Source organism: Stenotrophomonas sp. S39, assembly GCF_016624665.1.
In the GTDB taxonomy this organism is placed as follows: domain Bacteria; phylum Pseudomonadota; class Gammaproteobacteria; order Xanthomonadales; family Xanthomonadaceae; genus Stenotrophomonas.
Window position 1 is genome coordinate 25225 of sequence record NZ_JACVTT010000041.1, and the last position, 14227, is coordinate 39451.

General features: G+C 68.6%; 11 protein-coding genes and 1 tRNA gene. 2 read left to right on the top strand and 10 right to left on the bottom strand.

Annotation, left to right across the window (positions count from 1 at the left end; genetic code table 11):
• Window positions 1-34: 34 nt before the first annotated feature.
• From IAE41_RS12185 to IAE41_RS12225, 9 genes are all read right to left on the bottom strand, one after another.
• Window positions 35-1237, bottom strand: coding sequence for a VWA domain-containing protein (locus IAE41_RS12185; RefSeq protein ID WP_200733292.1), 1203 nt, complete (start codon window positions 1235-1237; stop codon window positions 35-37).
• Window positions 1234-3540: a DUF5682 family protein gene (locus tag IAE41_RS12190; RefSeq protein ID WP_200733293.1), complete on the bottom strand. Its 2307-nt coding sequence runs from the start codon at window positions 3538-3540 to the stop codon at window positions 1234-1236. The genes IAE41_RS12185 and IAE41_RS12190 overlap by 4 nt, the downstream gene beginning before the upstream one ends.
• Before the next feature lie 14 nt (window positions 3541-3554).
• Entirely contained in the window at window positions 3555-4637 is a 1083-nt protein-coding gene (locus tag IAE41_RS12195) for an AAA family ATPase (protein ID WP_049405058.1), read from the bottom strand.
• Between the two features lie 26 nt (window positions 4638-4663).
• Window positions 4664-6190: a DUF5691 domain-containing protein gene (locus IAE41_RS12200; RefSeq protein WP_200733294.1), complete on the bottom strand. Its 1527-nt coding sequence runs from the start codon at window positions 6188-6190 to the stop codon at window positions 4664-4666.
• Window positions 6187-7524 carry an SWIM zinc finger family protein gene (locus IAE41_RS12205; RefSeq protein ID WP_200733295.1) on the bottom strand — a complete coding sequence of 446 codons (1338 nt, stop codon included), beginning with the start codon at window positions 7522-7524 and terminating at the stop codon, window positions 6187-6189. Before IAE41_RS12205 ends, IAE41_RS12200 begins: the two co-directional genes overlap by 4 nt.
• A gap of 104 nt (window positions 7525-7628) precedes the next feature.
• Window positions 7629-9143, bottom strand: coding sequence for a PepSY domain-containing protein (locus tag IAE41_RS12210; protein ID WP_200733296.1), 1515 nt, complete (start codon window positions 9141-9143; stop codon window positions 7629-7631).
• Window positions 9144-9154: 11 nt separating this feature from the next.
• A complete protein-coding gene (locus IAE41_RS12215; RefSeq protein ID WP_200733297.1) occupies window positions 9155-11290 on the bottom strand; it encodes a TonB-dependent receptor in 2136 nt (711 codons plus the stop codon).
• Between the two features lie 140 nt (window positions 11291-11430).
• Window positions 11431-11844: a DUF2946 family protein gene (locus IAE41_RS12220; protein WP_200733301.1), complete on the bottom strand. Its 414-nt coding sequence runs from the start codon at window positions 11842-11844 to the stop codon at window positions 11431-11433.
• A gap of 184 nt (window positions 11845-12028) precedes the next feature.
• Window positions 12029-12409, bottom strand: coding sequence for a tautomerase family protein (locus IAE41_RS12225; protein ID WP_079220852.1), 381 nt, complete (start codon window positions 12407-12409; stop codon window positions 12029-12031).
• Between the two features lie 517 nt (window positions 12410-12926).
• On the opposite strand from IAE41_RS12225, the gene IAE41_RS12230 reads away from it, so the two are divergent.
• The gene (locus tag IAE41_RS12230) at window positions 12927-13334 is read left to right on the top strand and encodes a hypothetical protein (protein WP_200733298.1); all 408 of its coding nucleotides are present in this window, start codon (window positions 12927-12929) and stop codon (window positions 13332-13334) included.
• A 42-nt stretch (window positions 13335-13376) separates the two neighbouring features.
• On the top strand, window positions 13377-13940 hold the full coding sequence (locus IAE41_RS12235; protein ID WP_200733299.1) for a hypothetical protein: 564 nt from the start codon (window positions 13377-13379) through the stop codon (window positions 13938-13940).
• A gap of 73 nt (window positions 13941-14013) precedes the next feature.
• Here the strand turns inward: IAE41_RS12235 and IAE41_RS12240 are convergent.
• Window positions 14014-14088 (bottom strand) — tRNA-Val (locus IAE41_RS12240).
• Window positions 14089-14227: the final 139 nt, after the last annotated feature.

Genomic DNA, 14227 nt, shown 5'->3' on the forward strand with positions numbered 1-14227 from the left:
GTGGAATCCAATCGGGTTCGGTCATTGCGCCGCGTCAGCGGCCGCGGGTCGCCAGCAGGCCGTTGGCACCGGCCCACTGGTTGATGTCATCGCGCCGGATGGCTGCGGCCATCAGGCCGGGGAATGCATCGGGCGTGCAGGCGAACGAGGGTACGCCCAACGCGGCCAGCTTGCCTGCCAGCTGCTGGTCGTAGGACGGCGTACCTTCATCGCTCAGCGCCAGCAGCACGATGAACTGCACGCCCGACTCCACCAGCTCGTGCGCGCGCGCCAGCAGCTTGTCCTCCACTCCGCCTTCGTAAAGATCGGAAATCAGCACGAGGATCGCGCCATGTGGTTCGCGGATCAGCCCCTGGCAGTAGCTCACCGCACGATGGATGTCGGTGCCGCCACCCAGCTGCACGCCAAACAGCAGATCGACCGGGTCATCCAGCTGCTCGCTCATGTCCACCACTTCGGTGTCGAACACCACCAGCCGGGTGGACACTGCCGGCAGCGAGGCCATCACCGCACCGAAGATGCTTGAATACACCACCGAGGCCGCCATCGAGCCGCTCTGGTCGATGCACAGCAGCACCTCGCGCTGCGGCTTGCGCGCCTTGCGCCCATAGCCCACCAGTTCCTGTGGCACCACCGTGCGCAGTTCCGGCTGCCAGTGCCGCAGGTTGCTGCGGATGGTGCGGTGCCAATCGATCTCGGCCAGGCGCGGCCGGCGGTTGCGGCGGGCACGGTCCAGTGCACCGGTCACCGCCGAACGCATCGGCTCTTCCAGCCGCCGCAGCAGGTCGTCCACCACTGCGCGCACGACCATGCGCGCGGTGTCCTTGGTCTCCGCCGGGATGACCTGGCTCAGGCCGATCAGGTTGGCCACCAGGTGCACGTCCGGCTGCACCTGCTCGAGCATTTCCTTCTCCAGCAGCATCTGGGTCAGGTTGAGCCGCTGCAGGGCATCGCGCTGCATCACCTGCACCACCGTGGAGGGGAAGTAGCGGCGGATGTCGCCCAGCCAGCGCGCCACGTTCGGCGCCGATCCACCGCGCCCGCCACGCCGGTTGAGGCCGCCCTGGCCCTCCGGTTCGTACAGCGCGGACAGCGCCTGGTCGATGCCCTGCAAGGGCTTGGGCAGTGCGCCGCAGCTGCCATCGGCCTGCTGGCCAAGGATCAGTCGCCAGCGCTGTTCGCGCGTGGTGGGCAGCAGGCCCGCTGTGTCATTGGACAGGTCGTCTGGCGTGCTCATCCGGCAATCCCCAACAGTTCGCGCAGCATCGGCAGCGCGCGCTCGGCGCGTGCCAGGTTCCAGTCCGGGGCCTCGCTGGCCACCGCCTTCGTCACAGTGGCCCGCGCGACCCGGGTGCCCAGGTCGCGGCGGTCAGCCGCCTCGAACGCAGCAAAGGTGCGCCGCACCAACGGCAGCACGCGCACCAGCTGGGTTTCATCCAGGCTCACCACCCAGTCATCGATCATCTGCCACACCGCATCGTCATGCAGCAGCACGGTGGCGTTGCGGTTGAGGAAGCCATCCAGCCACTGCGCGGCCTGCAGCGGCTCGGCGCCCGGCGAGAGCTGCTGCTGCAACTGGGTATGCACGGTGCCGGCGTCCAGCGCGCCGGTATCGAACAGCAGGCGCAGGCTGACACCACGCAGCAGTGCCGTGCTGGCCTGCGACAGCGCGACCCGGCGCAGCGCCTGCCGCCACGCATCGCGGCCGTCGGCATCGTCGCGCAGGCTGATCGCCCGCTCCGCAGCCAGCACGACCTCGCGCGCCGCTTCCGCGCGTGCTTCATCCAGGCCGGTCAGCGCCAGCGACAGGCCGATCACCGCGCGTTCCAGCATGCTGTCAAACAGGTGCGCGACCTGCACGCCCTCGGTCTGCCGCACGTTGCCATAGCGATGGATGTTGGCCAGCGGCGGCAGCGCGCCAAGCAGGGCCAGCGGATCGGCATCGGTGGCCGCGCGCGCTTCCAGTTCGGCCGCAATGGCCTGCACGGCCTGCGGCAGATCGGCCAGCAGTACCTGGTCGACCAGTTCGGACAACGCCGGCAGGTCAGCCGCCGCGCGTGCCTGGCTGATCGCCAGGTTCGACGCCGCATCCACCAGCGTCTGGCCATGGCGGCTGGCTTCCACCAGCGCCACCAGGAAATGCGGCTGCCAGGCCAGCTGCCAGAACTCGTGGAAGGTGCCGCGTGCAGCGTGCCCGGTACGCGCCAACCGGCCCCATTCGATGCCCAGCAGGCGCAGGCGGTGCAGCAGATGGCTGCGGGCCAGGTCGTTGTCCTTGCGCAGGTCCAGGTCGAGGGTCTTTTCCAGTGCCTCGGGCTTCAGCCGCAGGCGCTTCTGCTGCGCTTCCAGGTCACGCTGCAGCGGCACCACCGGCACGCCGTCAGGCACCTGGCCCAGCGCATTGCCGATCAGCAGCTGCTCGCGGATCAACTGCATCGGCGCATCGTCGCCATTGCAGATGATGCTGCGGCTGGCCTCGCCGATCTCCTCGAGGCCAGGCGCCGGGCGCCCGCGCAGGGCCGCCAGGGTATCGGCCAGGCGTGTCGCTTCGATCAGGTGCGCGGACGAGCAGTCCAGCCCGTGCTCGCGCAGCAGGCGGCCCACCCGTGCATACCAGCCCACCGCACGCTGGCCATGCACCCCGGCATTGCGCCACAGGTGGTCGTACCAGCCCGGCGCATCGACACCAGCGCCGTAGCCGCTGCCTGCGCTCAGGTGGCGGTAGGTCCACGGCACCCACGTGCTCTGCGTTTTGCGCCGGCCCTGGCCCTTCAGCAGGCGGTTGTCGGCGGCCGCGCTGTTGGCACGCAGCGCCGCCGGCTGCAGCGCCGGCACGTGCCACGCGCCGCAGACCACGGCCACGCGGCTGAAGTTCTTGCCTGCCGCGCGCAGTGCCGCGCGCATGTGCGCCTCGCGCATCGCTTCCTGCTCGCCGCGGCGGCCGGGATAATCCGGGGTGTGTTCGCGCAGCGCGGTCATCGCTTCGGCAATCGCCTCGAACAATCCCTGGCCATCGCCGCGTTCCTCCACCATGTGGTTCCACCAGGCTTCGCCATCGGCGTGGCCGGCGACCCGTGCCAGCCAGTCCAGCGGATCGGCCGGGCGCTCCTCGGCGGCCTCCTCAGCGGCGCCCTCAGCGGCATCGTCTGCCTCGGCATCCTCGGCATCCTCGGCCTCCTCGTCCTGCGGCGGCGGCGCCTGCCGCGCCTGCTCCAGCCACTCCAGCGACAATGCCGGCGGCACATCCATGAAGCGCACCTCGACCGCATTGCGCGCGGCCCATTGCAGGGCCTGCCACTCCGGCGAGTACAGCGCGTACGGATGGAACACCGCCAGCTGCGGGTCGTCCACGCTGTAGGACAGCAGGGCCACCGGGGGCTGCATGGCCGCATCCAGCACGTGCGGCAACAGATCCTCGGTACCGGCCGGACCCTCGATCAGCACGCAGTCCGGCTGCAACGCATCCAGCGCGGCCAGCAGGCTGCGCGCGCAGCCCGGGCCGTGGTGGCGGATGCCGAACAGGGAAATCCCTTCACTCATCGGCGCGGGCCTGCTCAGGCGTGTTCGCGGAAGGCGCGGTACAGATCCTTCCACTCACTGCGTTCCTTCACCACCGTCTCCAGGTATTCCTTCCACACCAGCGCGTCCTGCACCGGGTCCTTGACGATGGCGCCGATCATGCCGGCGGCCATGTCCGCCGGGCGCAGCACGCCATCGCCGAAGTGGCCGGCCAGCGCCATGCCGTTGTTGATGACCGAGATGGCCTCGGCGGTGGACAGCGTAGCGGTCGGGCTCTTCAGCTTTGACTTGCCATCCTCGGTGACGCCGTTGCGCAGCTCGCGGAAGATGCGCACCACGCGCGCCACTTCCTGCAGCGCCGGCGGCTCGGCCGGCAGGTCCAGCGCCGTACCCAGTTCGCCCACGCGCTTGAGCACGATGGCCACTTCGTCTTCCTCGCTGGACGGCACCGGCAGGATGACCGTGTTGAAGCGGCGCTTGAGTGCGCTCGACAGCTCGTTGACGCCCTTGTCGCGGTTGTTGGCCGTGGCAATCACGCTGAAACCGCGCACGGCCTGCACTTCGCTGCCCAGCTCGGGCACCGGCAGGGTCTTTTCCGAAAGCACGGTGATCAGCGCATCCTGCACGTCGGCAGGAATGCGGGTGAGTTCCTCGATGCGGGCGATCTTGCCCAGGCGCATCGCGTTCATCATCGGGCTGGGCACCAGCGCCTTTTCGCTGGGGCCGTTGGCCAGCAGCTGCGCATAGTTCCAGCCGTAGCGGATCTGCTCTTCGCTGGTGCCGGCGGTGCCCTGCACCAGCAGGGTCGAATCACCGCTGATGGCCGCGGTCATGTGCTCGGACACCCAGGATTTGGCCGTGCCCGGCACCCCGAACAGCAGCAGCGCGCGGTCGGTGGCGATGGTGGCCACGGCGATTTCCATCAGGCGGCGGTCACCGATGTACTTGGGGCTGACCACGAAGCCGTTGTCCAGCGTGCCACCCACCAGGTAGGTGACGACCGCCCACGGCGACATCGTCCAGTTGGCCGGGCGCTGGCGGTTGTCCTGGCGGCGCAGCTCCTCCAGTTCCTCGGCGTATTGGTGTTCGGCGTGCTGGCGCAGGACGGCAGTGGTCATGGTGGCTCCGTGTGTAAGGGGTTCGATCAGAAGGGGGAATACAGGGCCTGGCGCAGGGCCAGCAGCGCACGCGCCTGTTGCGCGCAGTGCAGCATCGCGTCGGTGGCCGTGGCCGGCGGCTCGGCGATCTGCACGCCGGCCAGCGTGGATGGATGCAGCACCGCCAGCAGTTCCAGCAGGCGGTCGCGCAGCAGGTAGTCGTAGCGCAGGCGTTCATCGCCGAACAGTGCGCCCACGCTGGGGGCCAGCGCCTGCGAATAGGCCGCGCTCAGCGACTGCGCCGCGCCGGTGCTGTCCAGCACATCATCGAGCAGGCCCTGTGCGATCAGGTCCTGCAGCTTGGCCGGCCAGTACCGCTCGCGCTGCGCCGCAGGCAGCAACGCCAGCAGTTCGCTCTTGCGCGCATGGGTTTCCTTCAGCGCGAGCAGCGCTTCCACCCACTCCGGTTCGCTGGCATCCACGCGCTCCAGCCACGCGCGCAGCAACGCCTGGTACCAGTCGCCCTCGCGCGCCCAGGCCACCACCTCGGCGGCCGGCTTTTCCAGCGTGCGGCACCACCAGGCCAGCGGCAGCTGGCGCGCCAGCTGGTACAGCCACCAGGCCCGCTCGCCCAGCACTTCGCCGTTGGGCCGCTTGCCGTCGATCGCCGCGTCGGCCCAGCCCGGGTCGAGCGTGGCCGGCGCTTCCAGCGTCCACGCCAGGCGGCGCAGCAGGCCGCTGCGGGATTGCTGCAGCAGCGCCGCCATCTGTGCCTGCAGGTAAGCCGCGTGCGCCGAGTCCGGCAGGCGCGCCAGCATCGGCCCGGCCAGCGCGCGCACCTCGCGGCTGCGGTCCTTCAACAAGGCCTGCAGCAGCGGCACATCGTCCGCACCCAGGCCTGGCTGCAGGGCAGCCACGAACGCAGCACGCTCGCGTGCGGGCAATTCCTTCAGGCTGTCCTGCAACCGCGTACGCGCCGCCGCTGCATCCTCCAGGCGCTGCTGCTGGAACACGGCCAGGCGTGCCTCGCTGCTGCCCTCGTTCCACACTTGCTCGACCTCCTCCGCGGTGGCCTGCGCCTCCAGCGGTGCGGAGGCATAGCGCCACTCGGGATTGCAGGCGGCCAGCCAGTAGCCGCGCACCCCCAGCACCGCACGCAGCGCCTCGCGCAGCACGGCCAGGCGCGCACCTGCCTCCAGCGCCTGCGGCAGCACCGCCACCGGCAGGTGCCGGCCGTGTGCGGCCAGCTGCGCGCAGGCCTGCAGCCGCAGCCGCTTGCCCCAGGGCGAGAACTGGCCGGGCTGGAACACCGTAGCCAGCAACGCGACCCACGGGTGGTCGGCCGCCAGCTGCAGCGGGTCATCCGCCACTGGCGGCGGCACGCTCACCGCTGCGGCCGTGCGCACGGCGGCGCGCTCGCAGGCGGCCAGCACGCCCACCTGGCGGCTGTAGGCCAATGCCGGTTCGTCCGCATCGGCCACCGCCTGCAGCAGCGTATCCAGCGCGCCACCCACGGCAATCACCTGCGGGCGGTCAATGCCCAGCAACGCCGGCTTCAACCAGGCCTGGTTCATGCCGCACTCCTTTCCCAGCGCTCGTCGCGCGCATTCCATGCCGACAGCGGCAACAGCACCTGGCCGTCCCACTCACCCATCACGCACACCGGATGGCCACCGGCAAACGCCATCAACGCCCACGCCTGCAGGCCCGGCAGCTGCAGCGGCAGTGCGCCTTCGGCATGCTGCAGCCAGCACTGCGTGCCGTCATGGGCGATGTGGACGTCCTGCAGGCGCATCGGCACCTGCGGCAACCAGGGGTTGCGCGCGTAGGCCTGCGAGGCCGCGTCGAAGGTATCGGTGCGGGGCGTGGTGGCTTCAGCGCGGGGCGCTTCGAATTCGGTCACCACCGCGCGCAGCGGCACACTGCCGGCATGGAAATGCAGCCGCGCTGCATGCACGCTGCCAGTGCGCCATTGTTCCTGCCAGCCGCGGCCGCCGTGGCTGAAATCCTGCACCAGCGCACTGCGCCCGCTGTCCAGCCCATGCAGCCAGACGCGGCGCTCGACCAGGTTGCCCGGCTGTTCCACCAGCCATTGCCCCTGCACGTGCCAGCGGTCGTGCACCGCCTCGCCATCGCGCTGCACCGCCTCGCGGTCCACCGGCCAGCCCAGCGCGGCGCGCAGGTCGGCCAGTCGCGCCGGTTCGTACTGCGCACGGTGGGCCACGGCCTGGGTCAGCAGCTGCAGCAGCCCCAGCCGCGCGCCCAGTTCGCCCAGGCCGGCCAGGCCCGGTGTGCCCTCGCCCAGCGCAGCCTCCAGCTGGCTGGCCAGCCCCGGCGCCTGCGCATCAACCATGCGCGCGACCATGGTCTGGCCCTGCGCGTGGAAATCGGCGGGCAGGTTGGCCAGGCCCTGGCGGAACTGATCGGCAATCCAGCGCTGCAGCTCGGCTGCACCGGCTTCGATGCGGCCCCAGCGCACCTGCTCGCGCTTGGCGGTGGCCGCGGCCTGCGCCTGCGGATCCGGAGGCGGCGCAACGGCGGCCGCCTCCACGGCAGCCTCCTTTCGCGCGGCGCGGTCGCGGCGTCCGTTCAGCCATTCGTCCACCCACGCCGGTCGCGCCTGTGGCACGCAGCGCGGGTTGCCGGCGGCATACAACAGCAGCAGGGCCAGCCCGTGCTTGCAGGGAAATTTGCGGCTGGGGCAGGAACACCGGCTGACCAGCGCCGCCAGGTCCACCTGGGTCTGGTAGGGCTTGGAACCACTGCCCTGGCATTCGCCCCACAGCGCCTCGTCATCGGCACCCAGCAGGCCCCATTTGCCATCGATGGCCAGGCCGCCGCCGGCCTTGGCCGACGCCGCATCCGGCGCAAGCGCGAGTACCTGCTCGCGCGTGAGTCGTACTTCCATATGCGTACCCACTTCAGATCGACCCATCATAGCGAAGGCGGATGACAATGACTGTGGCAACGATCATCACGCACGGGCGTATCACCACGCGAGACCGGGCGCCGTCATCCCCTTCGCTGGCGCGGCCGGCCGAATTTCATCCGCAGCCGCCGCATGCCGATCACGACAGCGGTCGCACACAGGCCGGTACCCGCCACGCTCAGCAGCAACAGCACGCCCAGCCGTGTGTTCTCCTGCCGCAGCATGCCCGGCAGGTCCCAGCTGTGCAGGAAGTAGAACAGCCAGCGGCCGACGCGTTCGCGATGGCCCAGGGTCAGCAGCGGATCGCCGGTGGCCAGATCGATGTACACCCGCGTGGCGTGTTCATCGCCGAAGTCGGCCACCGCCACCGGGAAGCGCCGCACCGCTGCACCGTTCATCGCCTCGGGCGCGCGTGGATAGAACCAGGCATCGGGCGTGTGCAGGAGCGTGAATGCACGCAGCGGTGCCGTGCCCAACGCCGGTGCGCGCTGCTGCAGCCACGCCACCGGCAACTGTTTTGCAAGCTGCAGCTGCCCATCCACGCGCGAGACGATGCGCGTACCGCCCTGCCCGTCCAGCAGCACCGCAAACAGCTGGCCATCGATGCGCCGCCACTGGATCTCCACCGGCGCAAACCCCGCCTGCGCCGCCGCGGCCAGCAACGCCTGCGGCTGGGCCAGCGCATCATCCAGCGCCACCGCCGCACCGCGATATCGCTCGGCATTCGTCGCATCCGCCGGGCTGCTGAACACCTGCAGCGGGTTCATCGACATCAGCCCGCTGAAGATCCAGGTGAACACGAAAGCCGAGGCCACCAGGCCCACCAGGTGGTGCCAGCGCATCCACGGCTCCACGTAGGGCGTTTTCGCACCGGAGCGGTACCGGCCACGGAAACGCCAACGCCACACGCCCACCACGATGCCGCTGATGGCCGCCACCGTGCACAGCCCGGACAACACGATCACCACCCACGTCCACACCGGGTCCACCGACTGCATGCGCAGGAAGTACAACCAGTGCAGCCACGCGCCCACGTAGTTCCAGCGCTGCTGGTGGTACGGCGCATCCAGCACCACTTCACCGGTATGCGAGGAAACGTACACGCTGCCCGGCTGTCGGCCGCCCACCTCCACCTTGTACAGCGGCCGGTGTGCATCCAATCCGCGCGAATGCGTCCAGCGATCCTCGTCCACGCGCACGGCGCCCAGGAAGGCCGGGCCACCGGCAAACGCCGCCGCCGCAAGTTCGGCACGTTGTGCGGACACCGGCAGCAGCGCGTGGCCACTGCCGGCCGACCACGCACCCACGTTCGCACCGCTGCGCACCACATAGGCCGGCTCACCGCGCAGCGTGGTCAACGCCACGCGTTCCGGTTCGGCCTGCACAGCGTCGGGCAGGATCGACAGCCCCTGCAGCGCGCGCGTTCCATCAAGCACCGGCAACGCGGCCAGCCGCTCACCTGGGGTCAACTTCGGGTAACCGATGAACAGCATCACCATGCCGCTGACGAACCACAGCAGCATCAGCAGGCAGCCACCAATACCCAACCAGCGATGCAGCAGGTAGGTCCAACGCTTGGCGGTGGAACGCAGCGACATGGCCAGCGCCCTCAGAAGCGATGGTCGAGGGTGAACTCGACGCGGCGGTCCGCGCCCAGCAGCCACTGCGTGCTGGTGTAGTACGCCGTTGCGTAGTACGCCTTGTCGAACACGTTGAACAGGCGTGCAGTCACCCGTGTGCGCGGCGCCGCCTGCCAGGTCAGCGCCAGATCGGTGGTGCTGTAGCCGGGAAGTTCGAGCGTATTGGCGTTGTCCGCGTAACGCTTGCCCACATAGCGCGCGCCGCCGGCCACGGTCCAGTCCGGCAGGAACTGCCAGCTCAGCCACACGTTCGCCATCCGCTCGGCCACGTTCGGCGGCACGTTGCCATCGCGCGAGACCACCACCGCCGGCGAGCCGGTGGTTTCCAGGAAGTCCTCGAATTCGGCCTTCAACACCGTGGCATTCGCATCCAGCGACCACTGCGGTGCGAACGCCCAGTTCAACGAGGCCTCGATGCCGCGCGAGGTCTGCGCGCCCACCTGCACGCGGCGATCGGGCTGCAGCGGATCACGGCTGAGCAGGCCGGTCTTGCGGATGCGGTACGCCGCCAGCGTCCACTCGCCGCCGTCGAACGCCTGCTTCATGCCCACTTCGAACTGCCGCCCCTTGGCCAGATCGAACGCACCGTTGGCCGGGCTGATCATCAGCAGGCCACTGACCGGGTCCGCCGCCTGCGAGTACTGCGCGTACAGGCTCAGCGTCGGCCGCAGCGCGAACACCGTGCCCGCACGCCAACCGGTGCTGCTGTAGGTCTTGGAGAATGCTGCCGCGCCACTGATCAGATCGGTGCGGTCGATGGTCGCGCGGTCATGGCGCAGCCCAGCCAGCACCGACCAGCGCTCGCTCAGCGTCAGGTGGTCTTCGGCAAACAGGGCGTACTGCTCGGCACTGTTGCGGTAGCGCGGCAGGTTGGGGGCATCGCTGGCGAACTGCCCCGGCACCGGATGGAACGGATCGACCGGCCCGGAACTGCCGGCGTAGGTGTTGTTGGTGTGCTTGAAGTGCGCGCGGTTGGCATCCAGGCCCACCGCGAAGCTGTTGGCCAGCCCGCCCACCTGCCCCTGCACGCGCAGCGTCGAGGTCAGCCCGGTCTGGTCTTGGTTGTGGGTGATCTGCGTATTGTCCGAGCGATCGATCAGCCCCGTGGCATCGTTGTAGACGTAGGCCTCGGCATTGCGCCAGTCACGCTGGCTGTCGATCTGGTAGACGCGCGTGCGCCATTCCACGTTAGCGCTCGGCGTCCACAGCGCATCCAGCTGGGTCCAGCGGTCGCGGAAGCGGATCTCGCTGTCGGCCACGTTGTAGTTGCGGTGGCGCAGTGCATCCAGCTGGCGGCCATCCACCAGCGGCGTGCCGAAGTAGCGCATCGGCTGCTGGTAGCCCTGCGCATGGGTCAGGGTCAGCTGCAGGTCCGTGCGCGGCTGCCACAGCAGCGCGCCGGAGAACGTCGCATCGTTGTTGCGGCCACGGTCCACCCAGCCACCGCTGTAGTTGCCGCTCACGTCCACACGGTAGGCCAGCTCAGGCGTCAGCGCGCCACCACTGCCGAAGCCCAGGCGCGCGGTGTCCTCGCTGCCCACGGTCACGCTGATCTCGTTCTCGACGGCACCGCGCGTCGGCTTCTTCGGCACGATGTTGATGACCCCGCCAATGGCACCGTCGCCATGGATGACCGATGCCGGGCCGCGCAGCACTTCGATGCGCTCGATGGACCAGGTATCGAACGGGAAGGTGACGCCTACCCCGCCGTACTGGCGCAGGCCGTCGTACAGGCGCATCACCGACGCGCCATCGGTGAAGCCGCGGCTGGACAACGCGCTGAGGCCATTGCCGGGATGCGGCATCGCGCTGATCGCACCCGCGCGGCTGATCGCATCGTTGAGGTTGCTGTCGCCACGCTGTTCCAGCTGCTCGCGGTCGATGACGGTGAGCGCGGCCGGAGTCTGCAGCACGCTCAGGCCGAGCGCCGAGCCCGCGCTGGGCACGGCCGACAGTTCGCCATGGCGGGTATCGACCACGCGCACGGTGTCCAAGGTGGTGGGATCTGCCGCATCGGCATGGGCCGGTGCGGTGTACAGGGCGCAGGCGCACAGCGCCGGCAGCGTCGCCCAGCGCAGGGCAACGACGTTCGGGTTGGTTTTCATGTTTCCACGGCATGCAATGCCGCCCCATCAGACAGGGCAGCAGAAAAGAAAAGCGCACGCGCTAACGCCGGGCGATGCCCAGCAGCTTCAAGAAAATCGGTAGCGCCGGGCCATGCCCGGCGGCCTTTCGCGTGCGCGGCTCAGCCAGCGAACGCCATCGGTGGCCCACGCGCACCCAGTGTTCCGCGCAGCCGCGAGGGCAGCGCCCTGACAGATCCCGCCAATGCCCTGCACACCGGCGCCAGAGGCACCAGCAGCAGAAACGCCGCCACCAGCAGCGTGATCAGACGCGCCGCGATCAGGCAGTACTCGCAGTCCACGCCCATTTCGTGCTCGGCGTGTGGATCGACCGCCGGTTTGGCGGCGGTCTCGTCGTGCGCCATCGCCATCGCGTGGTGGTCGTGGTGACCTTCCATCGCGTGCTGCGCGTGTTCGGCGTGCGCGCTGTGGTCCATCGCGCCATGATCCATGCCCGCCATCACCGGCGCGGCAGCCGGCGCCGGCCCATGGGCCATCCAGCGGCTCACCAGCGGGGCAAGCAGCACCAGCAGCATGGCAAGCCATGCCAGGGTCTGGAACCGGCGGTGGAATCGGGGGCGACGCACCCCGCCATTCTACGGCGCGGCGGCCAACCCTGGACCACGTTCAGGGTTTTGCCCCTGCGACACGGTGACGCAGGGGCCAGCCACGGATGACAGTAGATCCACGCCATGCGTGGATGCCCTTACTCGTCGGCCATCAACTCACGTACTGCGCGATCCCATTCCCGAACGACCAATTCTCCGGCTTCACTTCCACCAGATTGATGAATACGTCCTCGCGGCGGATGCCCACCGCCTCATGCAGGCCATTGGCAATACCGAGGTACAACGCCTTTTTCTGCTCCTGCGTGCGCCCCTCGCTCCAGGTGATCTGCACGCAGATGAAGTCATCGGTGCGGGCCACGCCCAGGTAGCCGGGGTCGAAGACGAGGGTGCCCGCCTCGTGTTCCTGGAAGACCTGGAAGCGATCGTTTTCCGGCACGCCCACCGCACGCAGGGCCTGGTAGATGGCCTCCCCCACGCGCTGCAGATAATCGGCGGATTTACCTTTGCGAAGATCGATACGGGCGAGCGGCATGGTGGAACTCCAGAGCCAGGGGGACAACCGTGGGGCGAGACTACGCCCGCTGCGGTCGGCCGCACAGCGCATGGATGGAACGTCTGCTTTCATCCATGGCACGCTCGCGCGGGCTGCGCCGGGTGACGTGATTGGCTCCCACTGGGGTTGTGTAGCGGCACTGCTCGGTTCAGATAAGGCGGGGGATCGGGCCATGGATGGTGGAACACCGTCATGGCGGACGTTGTTACAACTTTCCTCACTGACTTCCGTGTTTGCGCGGATCGATGATCGCCCCGCCAAGGCAGCACGCCTTGGTCGGGATTGGCGTCTCGAATAAACGAACAAGCTTCAAGGGCTGCGAAATCATCCGCAGCTGAGAGAATGGACCTACTGCCTTCAATGGCGGGCGGTGCGTGGGGATCGACAGATCCACCAGGCCTTCTTCTCCCTTGAAGTTTGTTTGCCTTGGTACGCCAACCCGCACCGTCCGCCACCTTCATTCCGAAGGTGGCCTTACGCCAGTGAGGGTTTTGCCATGACCAACCGAGCCGCATCGCTTCCACGCCTGTACGCGTTGATTGCCGACATCGCCAACCAGGTTCCCGACGACATCGCACGCGAGATCGAGTGCGCGTTGGACGAACGGAATCTGCCCCTGCAGGCCCCCACGTTCTTCGCCTGTCTGGACGCCATTCGGCGAGCCGACGGTGCAAACGGACAGCCCTGCAGCCCGCGCAGGTTGGGGTCCAACGAGCACGCCTCACTCAGCCGTTCGCTGGCCGGACTCGCCGCGCTGCTCGACATTCTGCAGGCCGCCGAGCGCGCGCGTGTCGAAGGCGGCCCGGACGAACAGATGGGCAGCTTCCACACTGATGGCCTGATCGTGGCCGCGCGGCAGCTGGTGTGCGAGGCCACCCATTGCCTGGAAAGCGGAACGCCCTGAGCGTCTTGGCTACAATCGCGCAGGGAATCGCAGGAACCCGCAATGGACGCCGAACACCTGGAGTACTTCAAGGCCGCGCTGGAAGGCCGCGCAAACATCGGCTGGAACGTGTGGTTTGCCGCCAATCAGCAGGCGCTGTCACAGCAGTTGAGCCGCCCTGCCCTGCTGCGGTTGAAGTTCAATCAGCTGGATGAAGCCGAACGCCTGCTGGCCGAGGCAGGCATCGTGCCTGCCAGCACGGCGGGCAAGCGCTACGAGATGTACTGCGCGCAGTTCGCACTGGACGTGCTGGATGAAAAAGGCCGGCCGCTGCCGGCCATCTGGCGCGCCGCGCACGGTGGTGCCATCGGCCTGCTTGCCGATGGCGAACACGAAGCGGGCCAGGCGAAGCTGCTTGCGGAATTCCGCCGTGCCCGCAAGCGCGGTTTGCCGCAGGCGCACGAATGGCTGGGCGATCTGTGCTTCGAGGGAGAGATGGAACTGCGCGGCGGCAATGCCGAGGTGGGCCGCCAGCTGCTGGCGGTGGTGGTGCAGGCCGGCAGCGGCCACGACCTGCTGGATGGCACGGCGATGATCGCTCGCGAGTTGCTGGGGGATCTTGATTGAGGCAATGCGACTGCGCCACATCACAGCCAACAAAAAAGCCTCCATTGCTGGAGGCTTCTTTCGTTCTGCAACATGGTGGGCGGTACAGGGATCGAACCTGTGACCCTTGCCGTGTGAAGGCAATGCTCTACCGCTGAGCTAACCGCCCGGTGTGTTGCTGAGCCGCTCATTATAGGGGCTTTTCAGAGGCCGTCAACAGTTTTTCACATTTGTGTTCACGGGTGTTTCGAGGGGCGCGGGGGGGGGGGGGGGCGGGGGGGCCCCCCCCCCCCCCCGCGGGGCTGACG

Excerpts from the sequence above, each read along its gene's own strand:
- IAE41_RS12185 (WP_200733292.1), bottom strand. The coding sequence starts at position 1,237 with ATGAGCACGCCAGACGACCTGTCCAATGACACAGCGGGCCTGCTGCCC.
- IAE41_RS12190 (WP_200733293.1), bottom strand. The coding sequence starts at position 3,540 with ATGAGTGAAGGGATTTCCCTGTTCGGCATCCGCCACCACGGCCCGGGC.
- IAE41_RS12195 (WP_049405058.1), bottom strand. The coding sequence starts at position 4,637 with ATGACCACTGCCGTCCTGCGCCAGCACGCCGAACACCAATACGCCGAG.
- IAE41_RS12200 (WP_200733294.1), bottom strand. The coding sequence starts at position 6,190 with ATGAACCAGGCCTGGTTGAAGCCGGCGTTGCTGGGCATTGACCGCCCG.
- IAE41_RS12205 (WP_200733295.1), bottom strand. The coding sequence starts at position 7,524 with ATGGAAGTACGACTCACGCGCGAGCAGGTACTCGCGCTTGCGCCGGAT.
- IAE41_RS12210 (WP_200733296.1), bottom strand. The coding sequence starts at position 9,143 with ATGTCGCTGCGTTCCACCGCCAAGCGTTGGACCTACCTGCTGCATCGC.
- IAE41_RS12215 (WP_200733297.1), bottom strand. The coding sequence starts at position 11,290 with ATGAAAACCAACCCGAACGTCGTTGCCCTGCGCTGGGCGACGCTGCCG.
- IAE41_RS12220 (WP_200733301.1), bottom strand. The coding sequence starts at position 11,844 with ATGCTGCTGGTGCTGCTTGCCCCGCTGGTGAGCCGCTGGATGGCCCAT.
- IAE41_RS12225 (WP_079220852.1), bottom strand. The coding sequence starts at position 12,409 with ATGCCGCTCGCCCGTATCGATCTTCGCAAAGGTAAATCCGCCGATTAT.
- IAE41_RS12230 (WP_200733298.1), top strand. The coding sequence starts at position 12,927 with ATGACCAACCGAGCCGCATCGCTTCCACGCCTGTACGCGTTGATTGCC.
- IAE41_RS12235 (WP_200733299.1), top strand. The coding sequence starts at position 13,377 with ATGGACGCCGAACACCTGGAGTACTTCAAGGCCGCGCTGGAAGGCCGC.